14 protein-coding genes are annotated in these 14,501 nt (G+C 57.3%); 5 read left to right on the forward strand and 9 right to left on the reverse strand.

Going from position 1 to position 14,501, the window contains the following annotated elements:
- Window positions 1-76 precede the first annotated feature (76 nt).
- Window positions 77-2,584 (reverse strand): YdbH domain-containing protein, encoded by a 2,508-nt coding sequence (locus QEN43_RS01590; protein WP_026610531.1) that lies wholly within the window; start codon window positions 2,582-2,584, stop codon window positions 77-79.
- A 50-nt stretch (window positions 2,585-2,634) separates the two neighbouring features.
- Here QEN43_RS01590 and QEN43_RS01595 point away from each other — a divergent pair, with 50 nt between their 5' ends.
- The 3 genes from QEN43_RS01595 to QEN43_RS01605 all read left to right on the forward strand — a co-directional run bounded on the left by QEN43_RS01595 (window position 2,635) and on the right by QEN43_RS01605 (window position 4,317).
- Window positions 2,635-3,012: a YajD family HNH nuclease gene (locus tag QEN43_RS01595; RefSeq protein WP_202901144.1), complete on the forward strand. Its 378-nt coding sequence runs from the start codon at window positions 2,635-2,637 to the stop codon at window positions 3,010-3,012.
- Window positions 3,009-3,254, forward strand: coding sequence for a SlyX family protein (locus QEN43_RS01600; protein ID WP_235726615.1), 246 nt, complete (start codon window positions 3,009-3,011; stop codon window positions 3,252-3,254). Before QEN43_RS01595 ends, QEN43_RS01600 begins: the two co-directional genes overlap by 4 nt.
- Window positions 3,255-3,321: 67 nt before the next feature.
- Entirely contained in the window at window positions 3,322-4,317 is a 996-nt protein-coding gene (locus QEN43_RS01605; protein WP_026610534.1) for a serine/threonine protein kinase, read from the forward strand.
- A gap of 149 nt (window positions 4,318-4,466) precedes the next feature.
- Here QEN43_RS01605 and QEN43_RS01610 read toward each other — a convergent pair whose 3' ends face one another.
- The 5 genes from QEN43_RS01610 to QEN43_RS01630 all read right to left on the reverse strand — a co-directional run bounded on the left by QEN43_RS01610 (window position 4,467) and on the right by QEN43_RS01630 (window position 8,235).
- A complete protein-coding gene (locus QEN43_RS01610) occupies window positions 4,467-4,781 on the reverse strand; it encodes an RNA recognition motif domain-containing protein (protein ID WP_026610535.1) in 315 nt (104 codons plus the stop codon).
- Between the two features lie 174 nt (window positions 4,782-4,955).
- Entirely contained in the window at window positions 4,956-5,552 is a 597-nt protein-coding gene (locus QEN43_RS01615) for a hypothetical protein (protein ID WP_235726616.1), read from the reverse strand.
- 541 nt (window positions 5,553-6,093) lie between these two features.
- On the reverse strand, window positions 6,094-7,488 hold the full coding sequence (locus QEN43_RS01620; RefSeq protein WP_051331744.1) for a lytic transglycosylase domain-containing protein: 1,395 nt from the start codon (window positions 7,486-7,488) through the stop codon (window positions 6,094-6,096).
- Between the two features lie 239 nt (window positions 7,489-7,727).
- The gene (locus QEN43_RS01625) at window positions 7,728-7,901 is read right to left on the reverse strand and encodes a hypothetical protein (RefSeq protein WP_156912779.1); all 174 of its coding nucleotides are present in this window, start codon (window positions 7,899-7,901) and stop codon (window positions 7,728-7,730) included.
- Window positions 7,891-8,235 carry a hypothetical protein gene (locus QEN43_RS01630; protein ID WP_036268924.1) on the reverse strand — a complete coding sequence of 115 codons (345 nt, stop codon included), beginning with the start codon at window positions 8,233-8,235 and terminating at the stop codon, window positions 7,891-7,893. Before QEN43_RS01630 ends, QEN43_RS01625 begins: the two co-directional genes overlap by 11 nt.
- A 477-nt stretch (window positions 8,236-8,712) precedes the next feature.
- On the opposite strand from QEN43_RS01630, the gene QEN43_RS01635 reads away from it, so the two are divergent.
- Entirely contained in the window at window positions 8,713-9,042 is a 330-nt protein-coding gene (locus QEN43_RS01635) for a hypothetical protein (RefSeq protein WP_036268927.1), read from the forward strand.
- 115 nt (window positions 9,043-9,157) lie between these two features.
- Here QEN43_RS01635 and QEN43_RS01640 read toward each other — a convergent pair whose 3' ends face one another.
- Both QEN43_RS01640 and QEN43_RS01645 read right to left on the reverse strand, forming a co-directional pair.
- The gene (locus tag QEN43_RS01640) at window positions 9,158-9,529 is read right to left on the reverse strand and encodes a hypothetical protein (protein WP_026610541.1); all 372 of its coding nucleotides are present in this window, start codon (window positions 9,527-9,529) and stop codon (window positions 9,158-9,160) included.
- Between the two features lie 243 nt (window positions 9,530-9,772).
- Complete coding sequence (locus QEN43_RS01645; RefSeq protein ID WP_026610542.1) at window positions 9,773-10,750, reverse strand: DUF6279 family lipoprotein; 978 nt, start codon at window positions 10,748-10,750, stop codon at window positions 9,773-9,775.
- 782 nt (window positions 10,751-11,532) lie between these two features.
- Between QEN43_RS01645 and QEN43_RS01650 the strand changes: the two genes are divergently transcribed.
- On the forward strand, window positions 11,533-13,908 hold the full coding sequence (locus tag QEN43_RS01650) for a sensor domain-containing phosphodiesterase (protein WP_317963640.1): 2,376 nt from the start codon (window positions 11,533-11,535) through the stop codon (window positions 13,906-13,908).
- Between the two features lie 48 nt (window positions 13,909-13,956).
- On the opposite strand, the gene QEN43_RS01655 is transcribed toward QEN43_RS01650, so the two are convergent.
- Entirely contained in the window at window positions 13,957-14,331 is a 375-nt protein-coding gene (locus tag QEN43_RS01655) for a helix-turn-helix domain-containing protein (RefSeq protein WP_026610544.1), read from the reverse strand.
- Window positions 14,332-14,501 lie beyond the last annotated feature (170 nt).

Consider the following 14,501-nt stretch of genomic DNA (forward strand, 5'->3'; position numbering starts at 1 on the left):
TGTTGTCTTTACAGAGATAAGAGCGGCTGAGAATAGCATTGCGCTTTATGAGGGTCCAGGCGCCGAACGCCACGGGCTATTGTTTTTTGCGATAGCCTTCCTGGACCTGGCGCGTGACGCGCTCGGTCAAATCTTCGGCGACACTTAAGCTGTGTAGGAGCATCGGGATGTTTTCCTGGATGTTCAGGTTGAGATGTACGGGGCGGTTGGCCTGCCAGTCTGGATTGTGTCCCCGCAGCTCGACGCGAAGGTCCAGATCGCCTTTGGGCGTGCTGTCTGCCTTGATCTTCAACGTCTTGTAGTGGAGATTGCTCAGAGCTTGGGTGACGAACTGCAAGCCGATATTGTCTTCGGCCAAGGCTTTTGCGCCTCCCGTCGGCTGATAGCGAATCCAGCCGCCGGGTGCACGCGCGTGCAGCTCGCCCCCACGAATCGCGACGTGGTTCTGGGCGATCTGCAAGGGCAGGCGTCCGTCCAGAGTGCCCGAACCTTCTACACCTTGCTCCATTTCGAGGGCGATGATTTGGCCTAAGGAAAGTCCCTTCACATTCAAGATCATTGGGTGCCCAGGGCGAGCAGTATCCCATTGTCCAGGAACCGCATGCACCGCTCCGCCGAGAAGATTGGCATCGAACCGGTGTAGGTCGATATGATAGCCGGAGCCGTCAGCATGAGCCGTAACGGCAGCTTCTGCGGCCAGCCAGGTGATCGGGACTCCCGGATCTAGGCGTTCGATGCTGATTCGAACGGGGTCGACCTTTCTTAATCCGTCTGAGAGGACGAGGTAGGCGTCTAATCCTTTGAAAGGAATCGTCTTGAACTGGCCGGTAAGACCTTCGGCTTTGACGGTGATCTTATTTCGGAAACGCAGGGCTTCGCGAGAGCCGTCGCCGGTCGGGAGTTTCCAAGAGCCGCTGCCATGGGCCTGGATGCGGCCCGCGTGCAGATCTACGGGATAGGGCCATGGTTCCAGCAATTGCTTCAAGGTTGAACCGGATTCGCCGAAAACCACCGGTGCCAGGTCGAAGTACGCCGACCCGCGGCCACTCGACAACCGATGGCGAGCTCGACCGGTCAAGAGCAGTTTCCCTTGGGATAGCGCCGCGACGCTTTCGAAGTCGAATTGTTTCGAGTCTCCCTGGAATTTGATCGATACCTCGCCGGTGAGCAAGCGTTTGTCCTGTACGATCGACTTGACGCTTTTCGATCGCAATTCCCCCTTGGCTTCCCACCCGGCATCGCCGCGGGCGAGGGCGTTGATCTTGAGAGAGACAGGGTCGATCCGAATCTCTCCGCTTGTCCAGCGTAGCGTCGCAGGGCTCATCAACAGCTCGAAAGGTTCGAAGTTCCAGCGGGCAAGTTCGGGATCGGAGAGGAATTTCGCGGTGCGGGTGAGTGCGATATCCAGAGCGGAAAGGTACATCCCGTTCGATTCGATAGGCGAAAGACGCGCGATGGACCCGGCTGCGACATCGAAAACGAGACCCTCCGGCGCGAATTCGACCACGCCGGCCACTCCCTTCGGGAACATTATCACGGCAGCCGGCGCTGAGCGCGCATTCGATTTTCCCGTGAACCGGGCGGACAGCGTAGACGGCTCTTCGATCCGCCAGCGGATTTGGCGCCCTGCGACCGAAGCGCTCGCCCGAACCTGGGATTCGACGCTTCGGACCGAACCGTTCGGCGCTTCGATAGCGATCCGGAGATCATGATTGCTGCTGAGCTCGAAAGTGTCCAAGTTGTGATCTGTAACCGGAATGGTCCCCTGCCATCGGCTTTCGAGCCTTCCCTTCACCGGCGGCAGTTCCCGCCCGGACTCCAACCAGGGCTTCAGCAGGTCAGCAATACCTTCCAGGCTCGCCTGGAGCTCACCGTTGACGCTTAGGGCGCCATTCGTGACGCCTTCGCTGCGGACCGTGACGTCAAGGACAGGCGACGCGGAGTGCCCGGACGCCAGGACATTCAGTGTAAATTCGCCGTTAGTGTTCGTCTGTGCCGAAAAGATAAACGGTTGCTTTGCCGAGGATCGGAACTCGCCGCTCAGCATCGCTTTCCCATCCAGCACTTGGGCTGCCGCACGAGCAGCATAAATGCCCCCGCCGGACGTTTGGAAATCGACGTTCAAGTGTTCTAGGGACAGCTCCTCCGCCGGCAGTTCGGATAGCCAATGCCTCGGGTCGAACACGATCGGCCCCGATTCGTCGCCGGTCTCGTCCATCGACTGCGCCGCTTCGTCAAAGCGGCTCTCGATGTTGGCGGTCTCGATATGAATGCTGGTCAGCCTTCCCGACAACAATTCAAGCGGCCGATAGCGTATTTTGATTCCGGACGCTCTGACGACAAGCAACCGCTTCCCGAAGCGGCGGTTCGCTTGAATCGAATCGATGTGCAATTCATCCCGGGACGGCCGCCGGGCCGCTATGTCGACTTGCGTAAATCCGGCGAGAGCGAGTCGGAATTGAAGAAATTCCGCAATGACGCTTGGGAGCGCCCAATATATCGTGATAAGTGCCAGAAGCCCGGCCAACGAGATGAGCAGGCGGCGGTGTCGGGGTATGTGACCAGTGAATTTCGCGGCGAACATCGTGTACGTTCTCGAATCAAACTTGGCTATGAACAATCGGAGGGAAAGTCATGTCCGCCATGAAAACCGGACCCGACCATAAAAGGCTCGATCAGGTCGTTGCTGAAGCCCGGCGTCGACGCGAAGAGCGGGAGCGCGGTTATCGGGAACAGGCCTTAAAACTATACCCCTGGGTTTGCGGGCGTTGTGGTCGTGAGTTTTCACGCAGCAATCTCAGCGAGCTTACGGTCCATCACAAAGACCACAATCACGACAATAATCCGCCGGATGGCAGCAATTGGGAACTGCTCTGTATCTATTGCCATGACGACGAACACGCTCGTCATCTTGCTGCAGGACGATCGGAAGAGGGAGCGCGCCGAAACATCGGCACGACCTTCAAGCCGTTCGCCGAGCTGGACGTACTGTTGAGGAAGCAGGACCAATGAAAGTAAAGCCGGTTAGCCATCTTAAAGGTCGAAGCATGATAGAAGAACGCTTGGTGGACTTGGAAACCAAACTCGCCTACCAGGAAGACACGATCCAGGCATTGAACCAGGTCGTGTGCGAACAGCAAAAACAGATCGATCAATTAGCGGCGACCTGCAAACTTCTCGTCGATCGAATTAGACAACTGTCTGTCCCTGCCGAGACGGACGCGATCCTGGATGAGAAACCGCCCCATTATTGAGTGAGCGTCCGTTGGAACGAAATCGCTCTGTTTCAAAACGGCTGCCGTCATCAATGGAACGAGGTTTATGAACACCCTTAGAGATCCCCATCCCTTTTCGTCCCTAACACCCGATTGCGTCTTGAACGCCTTGGACAGTGCAGGGTTTCGAGGCGACGGCAGCCTGCTGGCGCTTCATAGCTACGAGAATCGCGTCTACCGAGTCGGGATGGAAGACGGTCCTCCGGTGGTCGCGAAATTTTACCGTCCCGGACGATGGAGCAATGCCGCGATTCTTGAAGAACATGCCTTCGTGCGAGAGCTCGCCGAATCCGAGTTACCGGTCGTACCGGCCTTGCCGGGCCCGGACGGGTCGACGCTGCATGAATTCAGTGGCTTTCGTTTCAGTGTATTTCCCTTACAAGGCGGCCACGTACCCGAATTCAACGACTGTGCGACATTTGAGCGATTGGGGCGGCTGGTCGCCCGCATTCACGCCGTCGGAGCGCTCAGACCGTATCGCGAACGTCCTACACTGGATATCGTGAGCTTTGGCGAGGAACCGCGCGATTATCTTTTGTCGCAGAACCTGATTCCAGCAGACATCGTGGATGCGTATCGCGATGCGTTAGATCGCGCTCTGGACGCGGCGAGGCGCTGTTTCGAACGCGCCGGTCCGGTGCGCGCCATACGGTTGCATGGCGATTGCTATCCCGGAAATATGTTGTGGACGCGTAACGGACCCTGGTTCGTCGATTTCGACGATAGCCGCATGGGGCCTGCGGTTCAGGATTTATGGATGCTGTTATCGGGAGAGCGTACCGAGATGGCGCGACAACTTGGGTGTCTCCTTTCCGGATATCGCAGCTTTTTCGACTTCGACATGCGCGAACTGCACCTCATCGAAACACTACGCACTTTACGGTTGATTCATTACACCGCATGGATAGCAAGGCGCTGGGACGATCCAGCTTTTCCCATCGCGTTTCCGTGGTTCAATACGCCGCGTTACTGGCACGACCGGATTCTCGATTTGCAAGAACAGGTTGCGTTGATGGACGAACCGCCGCTGTGCCCGGCATGAGAACGGAGGAACGATAGCAACCGGGCTTCGGCGCGGTCGACGCCTCCAATGAACGTTCAGGGACGGGGGAGTGTCCCGGCCTCGCTCGGAACGATAGGCGGTTGCGAGGCCGGGAGGAATGTGTTACCGGAGCGCCGGTCTAGCGAACATCAGTAGCGGTGCCCGCCGCCGAATCCGCCGTTACGTCTGCCGTTGAATGCACCGCCGGATCTTTCTTCACGCGGGCGTGCCTCATTCACGGTGAGGTTCCGTCCAGCAACTTCCTTGCCGTTAAGGGCGCTGATCGCGGCTCTTGCCTGTTGGTCGTTACCCATCTCAACGAAGCCGAAGCCTTTGGAGCGGCCAGTTTCCCGATCCGTAATCACGTTTGCGGACTGTACCGTGCCGTGTGGGGCGAAGAGCTGCTCCAGTGCGCCGTTGTCGATGCTGTAGCTCAGGTTGCCGACGTACAATTTGGTATTCATCAAAAAATTCCTCTGATTGGGAGAAAAAAATCACTAAAAAGCTCAGCTCGATTCCTCGCTCGGGAGCGGGCTGGCTGGACATCCTAATAAACACCTTTTCGGAAAAGGATTCTGTAGGTAAATGTCCGTGTGGGCGTATCGGTTCGCGGCCGGCGTCGGCCCGTCGTCCGATGCCTAACGTCTCCGACCGCGGCCGTGCCGCTCGCGGGGACGCTCTTGGTTGACTCGGAGGCTATTGCCCCGCAGGTTACGGCCGTTGAGCCCGGCGATCGCCGCGCGTGCCTCGTGGCCTTCCATTTCGACGAAGCCGAAACCGCGGCAGCGTCCCGAAAAAATGTCGCGAGCCAACTCGATCGAGCGGACCCGACCGTATTGCGCGAAAAGTTCGTTGAACTCCCGTTCGGTGGTATCGGACGGCAGATTTCCGGCATAAATTCTCAGCATGGGATGTCTCCTGTGGGCGCAACCGAGATTGGCGGCGTCTTGGTTGGATGATCCGACGGCGTGGATCGGCCGATCCTTGCCGTCGGGGTGGATTGCCGTAGCGGTCGGATCGGCCTTGAGGCTTCGATTTCGGACTGTCTGCGGCGTATAGCTCTCCGGTAAAGAAAGAGCCGGAAGTTGCGGCCGGACCGTCGTACGGCGGTCGATCGCGTCGGCTTGCGGATTTCGCGTATTCGTTACCCCGGGAGCGTACTGCGCGGGGGTGCGGCTCTGCCTGGCGACGGCCTGCAAGGGAATTTTGGATATGCCCTGAGAGCAAATAGGCATGTCATCTCTTTCTTGGCTCTTGCTTGCCGCGACGAACGAGGCACCGGTCGAGCACTAGCACGGGTTACTGTAACCACCAGACTGACCAAAGGTCAGTGCCTGGTGCGATTTGCGAGAGGAGGCGGGGACTAGCAGGTGCCGTGAGGCATTGACTGAAAGGGAAATTCCGTATCCTCGTGGCGCAGACCGGTCTTGCGCCGCGACAAACTAATTGCAGCGTACTCTAATTTCATTAAAGAAGCTAGCCCTAACTCAAAAAATTGCTCGAATTCGCAATCCAACTCGGTGCGGCCGCGCGCTGTTCCGAGGCGAGTGTTTCTCAGCAAGCAACGCCGTTTTTCGCGTTATTGAGGACACGTCAGGGTCAGGTCAGAGTCGGTGTAATCGATTTCTTATAGCGCTTTCATCGCTGGCGTACGCTTCAAAAAGGAAGCCGCCTTTGGCAGCAAGTGCGTTTGAAATAGGGCTCGCCCCGCCGGCGATGCTCGGGAGCGCCATAACGGACGATTCAGCAATGCCGGATAGCGGATTGAAAAATGCTCTATGGCATCGCCGAACGGGGCGTCCGGCGGTTTTCCGGCAAGTTCACCCGGACGTTGGGCGATGTCGGAAGAATAGGCTGGTTCTGCGCCACCAGACGATTCCGCTCCGCCCGCTGGGCGAGCTGTTGAAGCGTGCCGGGCGGAAGCCAGACCGTCGTGCCGGCGGGCAGGGGCGTCCGGTCGGATTTCGCAGATTCGGTCCAGGCCGCATTGAGGGCGAAAAGTTGCGACTTGTCAGTCTCGTAGTGACGCGCCAGGGTCGAGACGGGGGTATTCTGCGTTAGTACGACGCGATCCCAGTTCAGAGGTTTTTCATATCGAATCCCTTCGGCGAAAAAACGCTCGGGCTGAAGGGCTATTTCACGGGCAGCGAGAAACTCGGCGTAAAAATTACGGGACGCGAAACCGAATAATGGGTGATCGTATTCGGCAACAATACGCATGAAGTCGTGGCCGAATGACTGTTTGGCCCGCATCATGCCCCCAATGCCGTGGTTGTAAGAGGTGATCGCCAGAGGCCAGCTGCCGAGCTTATCGTAGGCATAGCGCAAATACCGAGCGGCCCCCTGGGCCGAAGCGATGGGATCGAGGCGCTCGTCGATCGCGGAATTGACACTCATGAACCGTTCAGCCGCCGCGCGCGTGAACTGCCACACACCCACGGCTCCGGCCGACGAACGCGCGTTCGCCTGGAACGACGATTCCACATGCGGCAAAAACGCCAAGTCTTCGGGAAGACCGGCCCGACGGAAAATTTCCCTGAAATGGCGGTCGTAACGACCGCTGATTTCCAAACCTCTCTTGAAGCGTTCCCGAAGGCCACGCTGAGCGCGAAGCCGTTCGCTCGCGCCGGCCAACAACGTTCTGAGATTGCCGTTCGGACTGATCTTTAGGGCCAGTTTTCGGTCATCCGCGGTCAGCGGCCTCCCAAACGTGACTTTTTGTTCCAGATCGCGCAGCCGGAACTGCCAATAGGCTTTTCGTTCCTCTACCAGGGCCTTTTGGATAGGCGTATAGCCCTCTTTGATCTCACCGGGTAGGTCGATGACCTCGTAGATGAGATCCATGAAACGATTGTCGTGCAGGACGACCTGAGATCGGCTCCAGACGCTGTACACGTTGCGCCAGAAGGCGACTTGGGGCTCCAAGCCTGGAGGCTTGGGGAACACGCCCGACGCGACCGGGATGTAGGCAGAGGCGTTGTACCGCGATGGCTTGCCAGGAGAGCGCTTCACCGAAAAAATCGATCCGGTGTTGCTGGGGGTAGGTGCAACGGCTTTCTGGTCGAAATTTCCGTGATGAATCCGCTGGATTTTCGTGGAAGGTGCAGAACAGCCATCTGCTAGAAGAACAGGCAGAACCACCAGAAGACGCTGGATCAGTCTTTGAGTCATTCGACGAACCCCCAAGCCGGCTCAAGATTATTTTCTTGACGTTTTTCGCCGTGCACTCAACCAACCCGGGATCGCGGTTGGAAATGCAGCTACGTAGATGTACTCATTGTAGCCCGCCTCCGCGAAAAGTTGAGTGGAATTTGCGTGAGCACTGTTTTTCCGACCGAAGCTCTCATGATCCGGACCGACATCCCGCTCAGGCTTCGTTCCAAGCCGAGTGGCGATGGACAAGGTGCAGGTCAATACCGATATTCAAAACCTGCGAACACCATGTGCATTGCGCCGGGATTGAATTGGGCGATGTCCTGTCCCTTAGCAACACCGGTGACGAAGACCGAGGCGGCGTAGTGCTCGTCGGTGAGATTGCGGCCGTCGACGAAGGTCTTCCAGTACTTGCCATCGTTAAGCAACACAATGTGACGTCGGTCGACTCGATAGGCCGGAAAACCGGTCGGAGGGACGCCCGTGCTCGAGCTCTGATAGGGATCTTTTTTCAGCTGTTTCTTTTGTGATCGCGGATACACCCTCGTAATCGAAATCCTGCAGGTCAACATGCAGGCGGGTTTCGTGGCGATCGTCCCGCCGGTAGCCGAGATTGCCGTAGCCGTAGAACAGGTCTTGCTCGTTATGCTTGCGGTTGCCGTTGAGCTTGATGTAAGAGAACGAGCCGAAAGCATCCCAACCGTTACCCAGCACGCCGCCACCACTGACCTGAGGTTTGACGTTGACGTTCGTGCCCAAGGTCATGCCACCCTCAGTGGATCCGAGGTATAGCCTGTCGGGGTCACGAATTGAGGACGCCCCCAGGTTGCTTACCCGTATTCTAGGGCAGTCGCGCCTCAATAGGCTTCGATGTGGTGGATGGGGTCTAAATTGATCGTTTCGGTATCCGTAGCGCGCGGATTTCGGCGGGATTGCGCCGCTCGCTCTGGTGTAGGCGCAGATACGTTTCCTGGGCTGAATCCGCTGCAGTTTCCGGACATCGGAGCCGGCGCATGAGAAAGGAAAAAATTTCCTCCCGCGTGACCGAGAACACGCTTTCGGTGCCGAGCGCTGAGGAATTCATGAATCGGCACCCGGATTCGAAGCGGGTTTAACGGGGAGCGGGGTGGGGTCGGAGCCTCTGTAGCGAACAGTCGTTTGGCTTTTCACGAGGGATGTTGGGAAATAGCTGGGTTTTCGAAAACGAGCTTCCGACTCGCATCTCGGCCACGGTCGCTCGATGTGGTCGCGGTCGGCCACGCCATCACGTACTCGCCGAGGTTAGAAAAAGCCGACCGCGAGCGCACCTCGAAAGGGCAAACAAGCTGTGTGCCAAATCGCGGCGTCTTGATTGCCTTGTACCTGACGCAGCTCAAAGGCGTGTCAGACGGTGCGGAAGAGTCCAATCGCGCAGTGATCTGTGTAAAAAACCATATCTACTGTTCGACACCGTATCTTATTGGCCACAATCCGCACCGGCGGCAGATTTGCACCGAGCTCACCACGTTTGACGGAGGGAAAACGGTTCAGGTTAGTGTCGACGACGAACACGACACGGTCATGTTTTCATGAATCCTCGAGACTCGGCGTTTTCCTCGACCGAACGATACGCGGTGAAAACGGAGCGCGACAGCGTTGGTTTTTCAAGTCGCTTTTCACCGGCGCCTCGGATTCGCCGGCTCGGAGGTTAGCGGATGACGACAACGGGCCAAGTCAGGTTCGTGGCGCAATGCCGCCAACGCCCTGTCTCTTCGACGTAGCGGGCAAACGGCTCATGATCGGTATAGACGGTTCCGTCGGAGATGAAAAAGTGGTGGAAAGGACCAAAACGTTCCGATGCGGCTCCGAAGCTGTCCTCGAAGTGGATGGACGCACCGGTGCGGCAGTCGCATCGAGAAAACGAATTGCCCTGAATCTCCCAGAAATGGCCTTGATAGCGGCCGACGATGTCATTATGCGGACCTTGACGGATGAGAGGGCCACTGATTCGGAAATACGGGGCCGGGCCCAAGGTAACGGCGTGTTCCGGAACAACAGACTCGAAGCTTAATCGGACCATGATCGCATCGCTCCATAGGATTTCTCGAATAGCTTCTCCATCCCGACACTGAAAAGGCACACAGGTTCCTCCACCGTTAGGTGACCGGCTGTAAAACCGTGCTGGCGGTGGTGTCTGTGCTAGGGCCTTTCTGTTTACGGAATCGGTTTGCGGCGGTCTGGAGGCGTTTCGATGGTTGTTTTCCAAAAAAGCTATCGACCGGTCAGCCGCATTGAGAGTTCACAGTCCCAGCGGAAATCGGCGCTATCGAGGGCGTTGCGACGCCTTCGCTTCGGGTCTGACCGATAGTTCATCCGATGGTAGCGGCGACATGTGCTGTCCGAGCCGACGATTTTCTTCCACCAATGCAGCGAGGTCGGCGGCATAGCCCTGCAGTTTTTCGTTCAACGCGATCCGCTGTTTCGGTGTTGCTGAGTTAAGCAATTTGGCAATCAATTCTGCATTCGCACGACGTGAAGTTTCGACGAACGCTCGTCGTTGCGGGTCGGTCTGATGGGCCAGTTCCGCGAAATAGTCACGCACCCAGTCGGTTGCGATCCGTTCCTGTGGCTTTTGCCGTTCGATTTTCGACAACAGAGCTAGGAATTCGCGTTGCCGGGCTTCGCGTTCGTCTGCCCAAGTGTAGTTGCCGCTATCGCTCTCGGCCGTGGCTTGCCGAATCATGGCTCGCTGCTGCTCGGTGAGTTTGCCCAGCCAAAATTCGGCACGCTTGATGACAAGTTTTGCCCTAGCTTGCGGGTTATCGTTCGAAGGGTCATGCGAATACCCGTATTCTTCGCGGAATTCCGCGGCATCCTCGTCTAGCTCGCGCCGGACCTGGGCGATCTGACTCGGCTTGAGCGTCAAAGCCAGTTTGGCGATTTCCGGCGCGGCTCGTTCGCCGAGCGTTTCCAGTCTCTGCCGGATCTTGTCTTGAAAAGAGATGATCTCGGACGGCGTGACTGGTCCGTTCAGTTTCGCCCGGATCTCGTCGAGCAAGGCAGCATAATCTTGCAATTGCGTCGCGCGGTGCCAGGCCAATAGTGCGCCGATTCGGTCTTTGGCGAGTTGTTTCTGTGATTGTTCGAGATCGAAGTACTGATCCAGCCTGAAGATCAAAAAGGTATCGGCATGGTTATAACCGAACCGAATGCTGCTACAGGCCGTAAGAGGCAATATGACGGCCAATACGATGATCAGGGGCCATCGGCGGATCGGAAAGGTGGGGAACGACATCTTCATAGCTCTTCCATGGTTTAGCGCGAAACCGTCCTGGTTCCGTTCTAAGGTACACTGTTTTGACCAATTGTGAAGAAAGTGTAAAGCTACGGGATTTTCCTCTCCCCCTGGGAGACGGTAGAGGTGAAGGCGATTCGAATAAGACTTTACGTACTTCACGAACGGTAAGGATAAAGAAAATCGAACTCACCGAGAACGTTTGCGGTGTCTTCAAAAAAACAATTTAGATTTCGACTACTGTCCCGAGTTCGATCACTCGACCTGGCGGTATTCGGATAAAATCCATGGCGCTTTGGGTATTGCCGGCCAGGCGAATGAAGAACTGCTCACCTGGAGAATTCGATGCCTGTTCGAGCGACTCGATGGAACGGGACGACTTAGAGCCTATTTGGGCGAGTTGGGCTGTAGGACGAAATCCCGCAACGTTCAGCCGTTTGCCGGGATTCCTTGCATCATTCCTGCCCGCTTTCTAACACCATCCAAGCCATTTTTAGACGCCCATTGGCCGATCCGAGTCCGGTGATTTTCGCCGCCAGGGCGTGCCTAAGCGCCGTTTTCGCGATAATCTCTTCTTTCGGTGGGGCGGGGATCGTATCGTCGCGATAGCTTGATCCAAATCTCCCATACTTAAAAGTACTACATAACGATCAGTGCCAGCTGCGCTCTGATCGGTCATAACGAACGCAGCGATTCGAGACGGTTCGACCCAGGCCAGACGCGAAATGCCGAGTCCGTTTTCGGACTTTACACGCGATCGGCGCGAGCCGCGCTCCATGGGGGTGGGGATGAAAGAACAACTAAAGACGCCAGCGGAGAAGCGGCTCAGGCGAAGCCGCAATTCCCTGCTGGAACAACAGCGCGCGCTGGCCTCGCTGACGCGCAGCGAAATTTTTTCTGCTGAAGACGCTTTGGAGGCGATTCGCCTACTGACTCGAACCACTGCCAGAGAACTCGAAATCGAACGGATCAGTGTCTGGCGGTTCTCCGAGGATCGGCTCGCCATTAAATGTATGGATCTTTACGAGCGTTCCCAGCAACGGCATAGCAGTGGGATGATATTGCGGCGCGAGGATTTTCCGAATTATTTCGAGGGGCTTGAAACCGAAGAAGCTATCGTGGCGGACGATGCGCGGCATCATGCGTTCACTGCTCAATTCACCGATGTCTATCTGCACCCTTTCGGGATCACCTCGATGCTCGACGTGCCGATCCACGTGTTCGGGCGTGTCGAGGGCGCTCTCTGCTGCGAGCACACCGGCGAACCGCTCAACTGGACGGCGGAAGAACGTTTTTTCGCTATCGCCGTGGCCAATCTCGCCGCGCTCGTGATCGAACAATGTGAACGGAGACGTGCTGAGGCGCTGGTGCGCAGCCAGAGGGACATGTTGGAGTTGATCGCCAACGGCGCGCCTCTGGAACACACTCTGACCGCCCTAGCGCGTACCATCGAGCAGCAGGACGACAAAATACTCTGCTCGGTTTTGATTTTGGATGAGGACGGCGTCCATCTGCGGCATGGGGCCGCACCCAGCATTCCCGACAGTTACATCCGGCAGATCGACGGCCTTGCCATCGGCCCTTCGGTCGGGTCCTGCGGCACTGCGGCGTTTCATCGGCAGACGGTGATCGTCAGCGATATTCGGACGGACCCCCGCTGGGCCGCTTATCGCGACATTGCCGAGGAATACGGGCTTCGCGCCTGTTGGTCGACCCCTATTTTCGACGCACGGCAGAACGTTCTTGGCACCTTCGCTGTTTACTTTCGCGAACCGCAGTGGCCGTCGGAAAAGCACTTGAGGCTGGTCGAGTCGGCGATTCACACCGCTGCTATCGCCATCGAACGAAGCCGGGTGGAGGATCGCATTCAGCGTCTGGCCTTTTACGATCCGTTGACCGGCCTTCCGAATCGTGCGTTGCTGATGGACCGAGCGGCGCAAGCGCTCGCGCTTTCAGCCAGGGACAACAAGGAAACGTCGTTGCTCTTCCTCGATCTCGATCGGTTCAAGATGGTCAACGATTCGCTGGGGCATCATGTGGGCGACGGGCTTTTGCGCAGCATCGCGGGCCGCTTGCGAAGCTGTCTCAGAGAATCGGACACCGTGTCCCGGCTGGGAGGCGACGAGTTCGTGGTACTGCTCCCGGAGACCGGGAGCGAAGAGGCTGCCCAAACTGCCGAAAGAATTTTGGGGGTAGTAGCGCAACCTTACCTCATTGAGGATTACAGGTTAAGCACCACCCCGAGCATCGGCATCAGCGTGTACCCTCGGGACGGCAGCGACGTGGAAGCTCTGGTCAAGCATGCCGACACCGCCATGTATCAAGCCAAGGAGAAAGGCCGCAATACCTATCAATTCTTCACCGAAGACATGAATTTTGCCGTGTTGGAGCGGCTTACGATCGAAAGCGGGTTGCGGCAGGCGCTGGACCACGGCGCATTCGTGCTCGAGTTTCAACCTCAATACGATATCGCAACACATCGCTTGGTCGGTCTCGAAGCACTGATTCGCTGGCAGCATCCGGAATGGGGGCGAGTGCCGCCGAGCCGGTTCATTCCGATCGCGGAAGACAGCGGTCTGATCGTGCTAATCGGCGAGTGGGTGATCCATGAAGCCTGCCGGCAAAACGTGTACCGGCAGTCCCTCGGTTTCGAAAAGGTGCCGGTCGCCGTCAACATTGCCTCGCCCCAGTTCATTCAGCGCTTTGAGGACGTAGTCGAGCGAGTCTTGTCGGAAACGGGCATGGAACCTCAGTATCTGGAGCTCGAATTGACCGAGGGCATTGTCATGCAAGGAGAAAGTTCAATTCAGAAACGCTTGCACAAGCTCAAGGACATGGGCGTCAAACTGGCCATCGACGATTTCGGAACAGGCTACTCCTCGCTCAGCTATCTGAAGCGTTTCCCGATCGACAGGTTGAAGATCGATCAATCCTTCGTGCGGGACATCATCGACGACCAAGATGATCTCGCCATCACCCGTGCGGTGATCAGCCTGGGTCACAGCCTCAGATTGTTGGTGATCGCCGAGGGTGTGGAAACCGAACAGCAATTGGCGTTTTTGCGAGAAGTAGGCTGCGATCAGGCGCAGGGTTTTTACTTCAGCCCTCCGCTCTCTATCAAAGCGCTTGGAGACTGGTTTTTCCAGAATTCAAAAGCATCCTGATGGCTCGAGTTTGGCCAGACGAGGGCGGCACGCCGGGCGCCGTGCTTGTCAGTCGCCGACGATGATCTGTTCCAGATGCACCCCGAGCGCTTCGGCAATGCGCTTGAGCTTGTCGATCCGGCAGGTTGGCCGCCCCCGTTCGACGAGCGCGACGAACGACTCAGTGACGCCCGCCCGCTTGGCCAGTTCCGCCAGCGTCAGCCTGCGGAACTCGCGCCAGATTCGTATGGCATTCTCTCCGCCCAAAAGCCGCGCTCTTAACTCTTCGGGAAGTTGCACCACCTCCGGCGCGACCTTCTCCTTGGTGTTCGTGTCGGAGGTCATGTCGATCGCCAGTTCGGCCAATTCTACGAGGGATAGGTAATCATCATACGGAATCAGCGCCCATTTCGCGTTGTCCTTTTCAATCAATTGCACGTCCATTCCGGCTCTCCTCACTATGGGTTTCGTCCTGATTTGATCGGGCTCGATTCTTTGCGTTGCAGCGGTCGCGCGCAAAGCTATTAACCCGACCCAATAATATCGGCCGGGTTAATCCGGCGCGGCGACAAACCGCGTGAGCCCAGGCTGGGCGTGACCGGCCTGGGCGGCGG

The sequence above is a fragment of the Methylocaldum szegediense genome, from assembly GCF_949769195.1.
Taxonomy (GTDB): domain Bacteria; phylum Pseudomonadota; class Gammaproteobacteria; order Methylococcales; family Methylococcaceae; genus Methylocaldum; species Methylocaldum szegediense.

What these genes read in the sequence shown, in the direction of transcription:
- QEN43_RS01590 (WP_026610531.1), bottom strand. Translation starts at nt 2,584, where the DNA reads ATGTTCGCCGCGAAATTCACTGGTCACATACCCCGACACCGCCGCCTG.
- QEN43_RS01595 (WP_202901144.1), top strand. Translation starts at nt 2,635, where the DNA reads ATGTCCGCCATGAAAACCGGACCCGACCATAAAAGGCTCGATCAGGTC.
- QEN43_RS01600 (WP_235726615.1), top strand. Translation starts at nt 3,009, where the DNA reads ATGAAAGTAAAGCCGGTTAGCCATCTTAAAGGTCGAAGCATGATAGAA.
- QEN43_RS01605 (WP_026610534.1), top strand. Translation starts at nt 3,322, where the DNA reads ATGAACACCCTTAGAGATCCCCATCCCTTTTCGTCCCTAACACCCGAT.
- QEN43_RS01610 (WP_026610535.1), bottom strand. Translation starts at nt 4,781, where the DNA reads ATGAATACCAAATTGTACGTCGGCAACCTGAGCTACAGCATCGACAAC.
- QEN43_RS01615 (WP_235726616.1), bottom strand. Translation starts at nt 5,552, where the DNA reads ATGCCTATTTGCTCTCAGGGCATATCCAAAATTCCCTTGCAGGCCGTC.
- QEN43_RS01620 (WP_051331744.1), bottom strand. Translation starts at nt 7,488, where the DNA reads ATGACTCAAAGACTGATCCAGCGTCTTCTGGTGGTTCTGCCTGTTCTT.
- QEN43_RS01630 (WP_036268924.1), bottom strand. Translation starts at nt 8,235, where the DNA reads ATGACCTTGGGCACGAACGTCAACGTCAAACCTCAGGTCAGTGGTGGC.
- QEN43_RS01640 (WP_026610541.1), bottom strand. Translation starts at nt 9,529, where the DNA reads ATGGTCCGATTAAGCTTCGAGTCTGTTGTTCCGGAACACGCCGTTACC.
- QEN43_RS01645 (WP_026610542.1), bottom strand. Translation starts at nt 10,750, where the DNA reads ATGAAGATGTCGTTCCCCACCTTTCCGATCCGCCGATGGCCCCTGATC.
- QEN43_RS01650 (WP_317963640.1), top strand. Translation starts at nt 11,533, where the DNA reads ATGAAAGAACAACTAAAGACGCCAGCGGAGAAGCGGCTCAGGCGAAGC.
- QEN43_RS01655 (WP_026610544.1), bottom strand. Translation starts at nt 14,331, where the DNA reads ATGGACGTGCAATTGATTGAAAAGGACAACGCGAAATGGGCGCTGATT.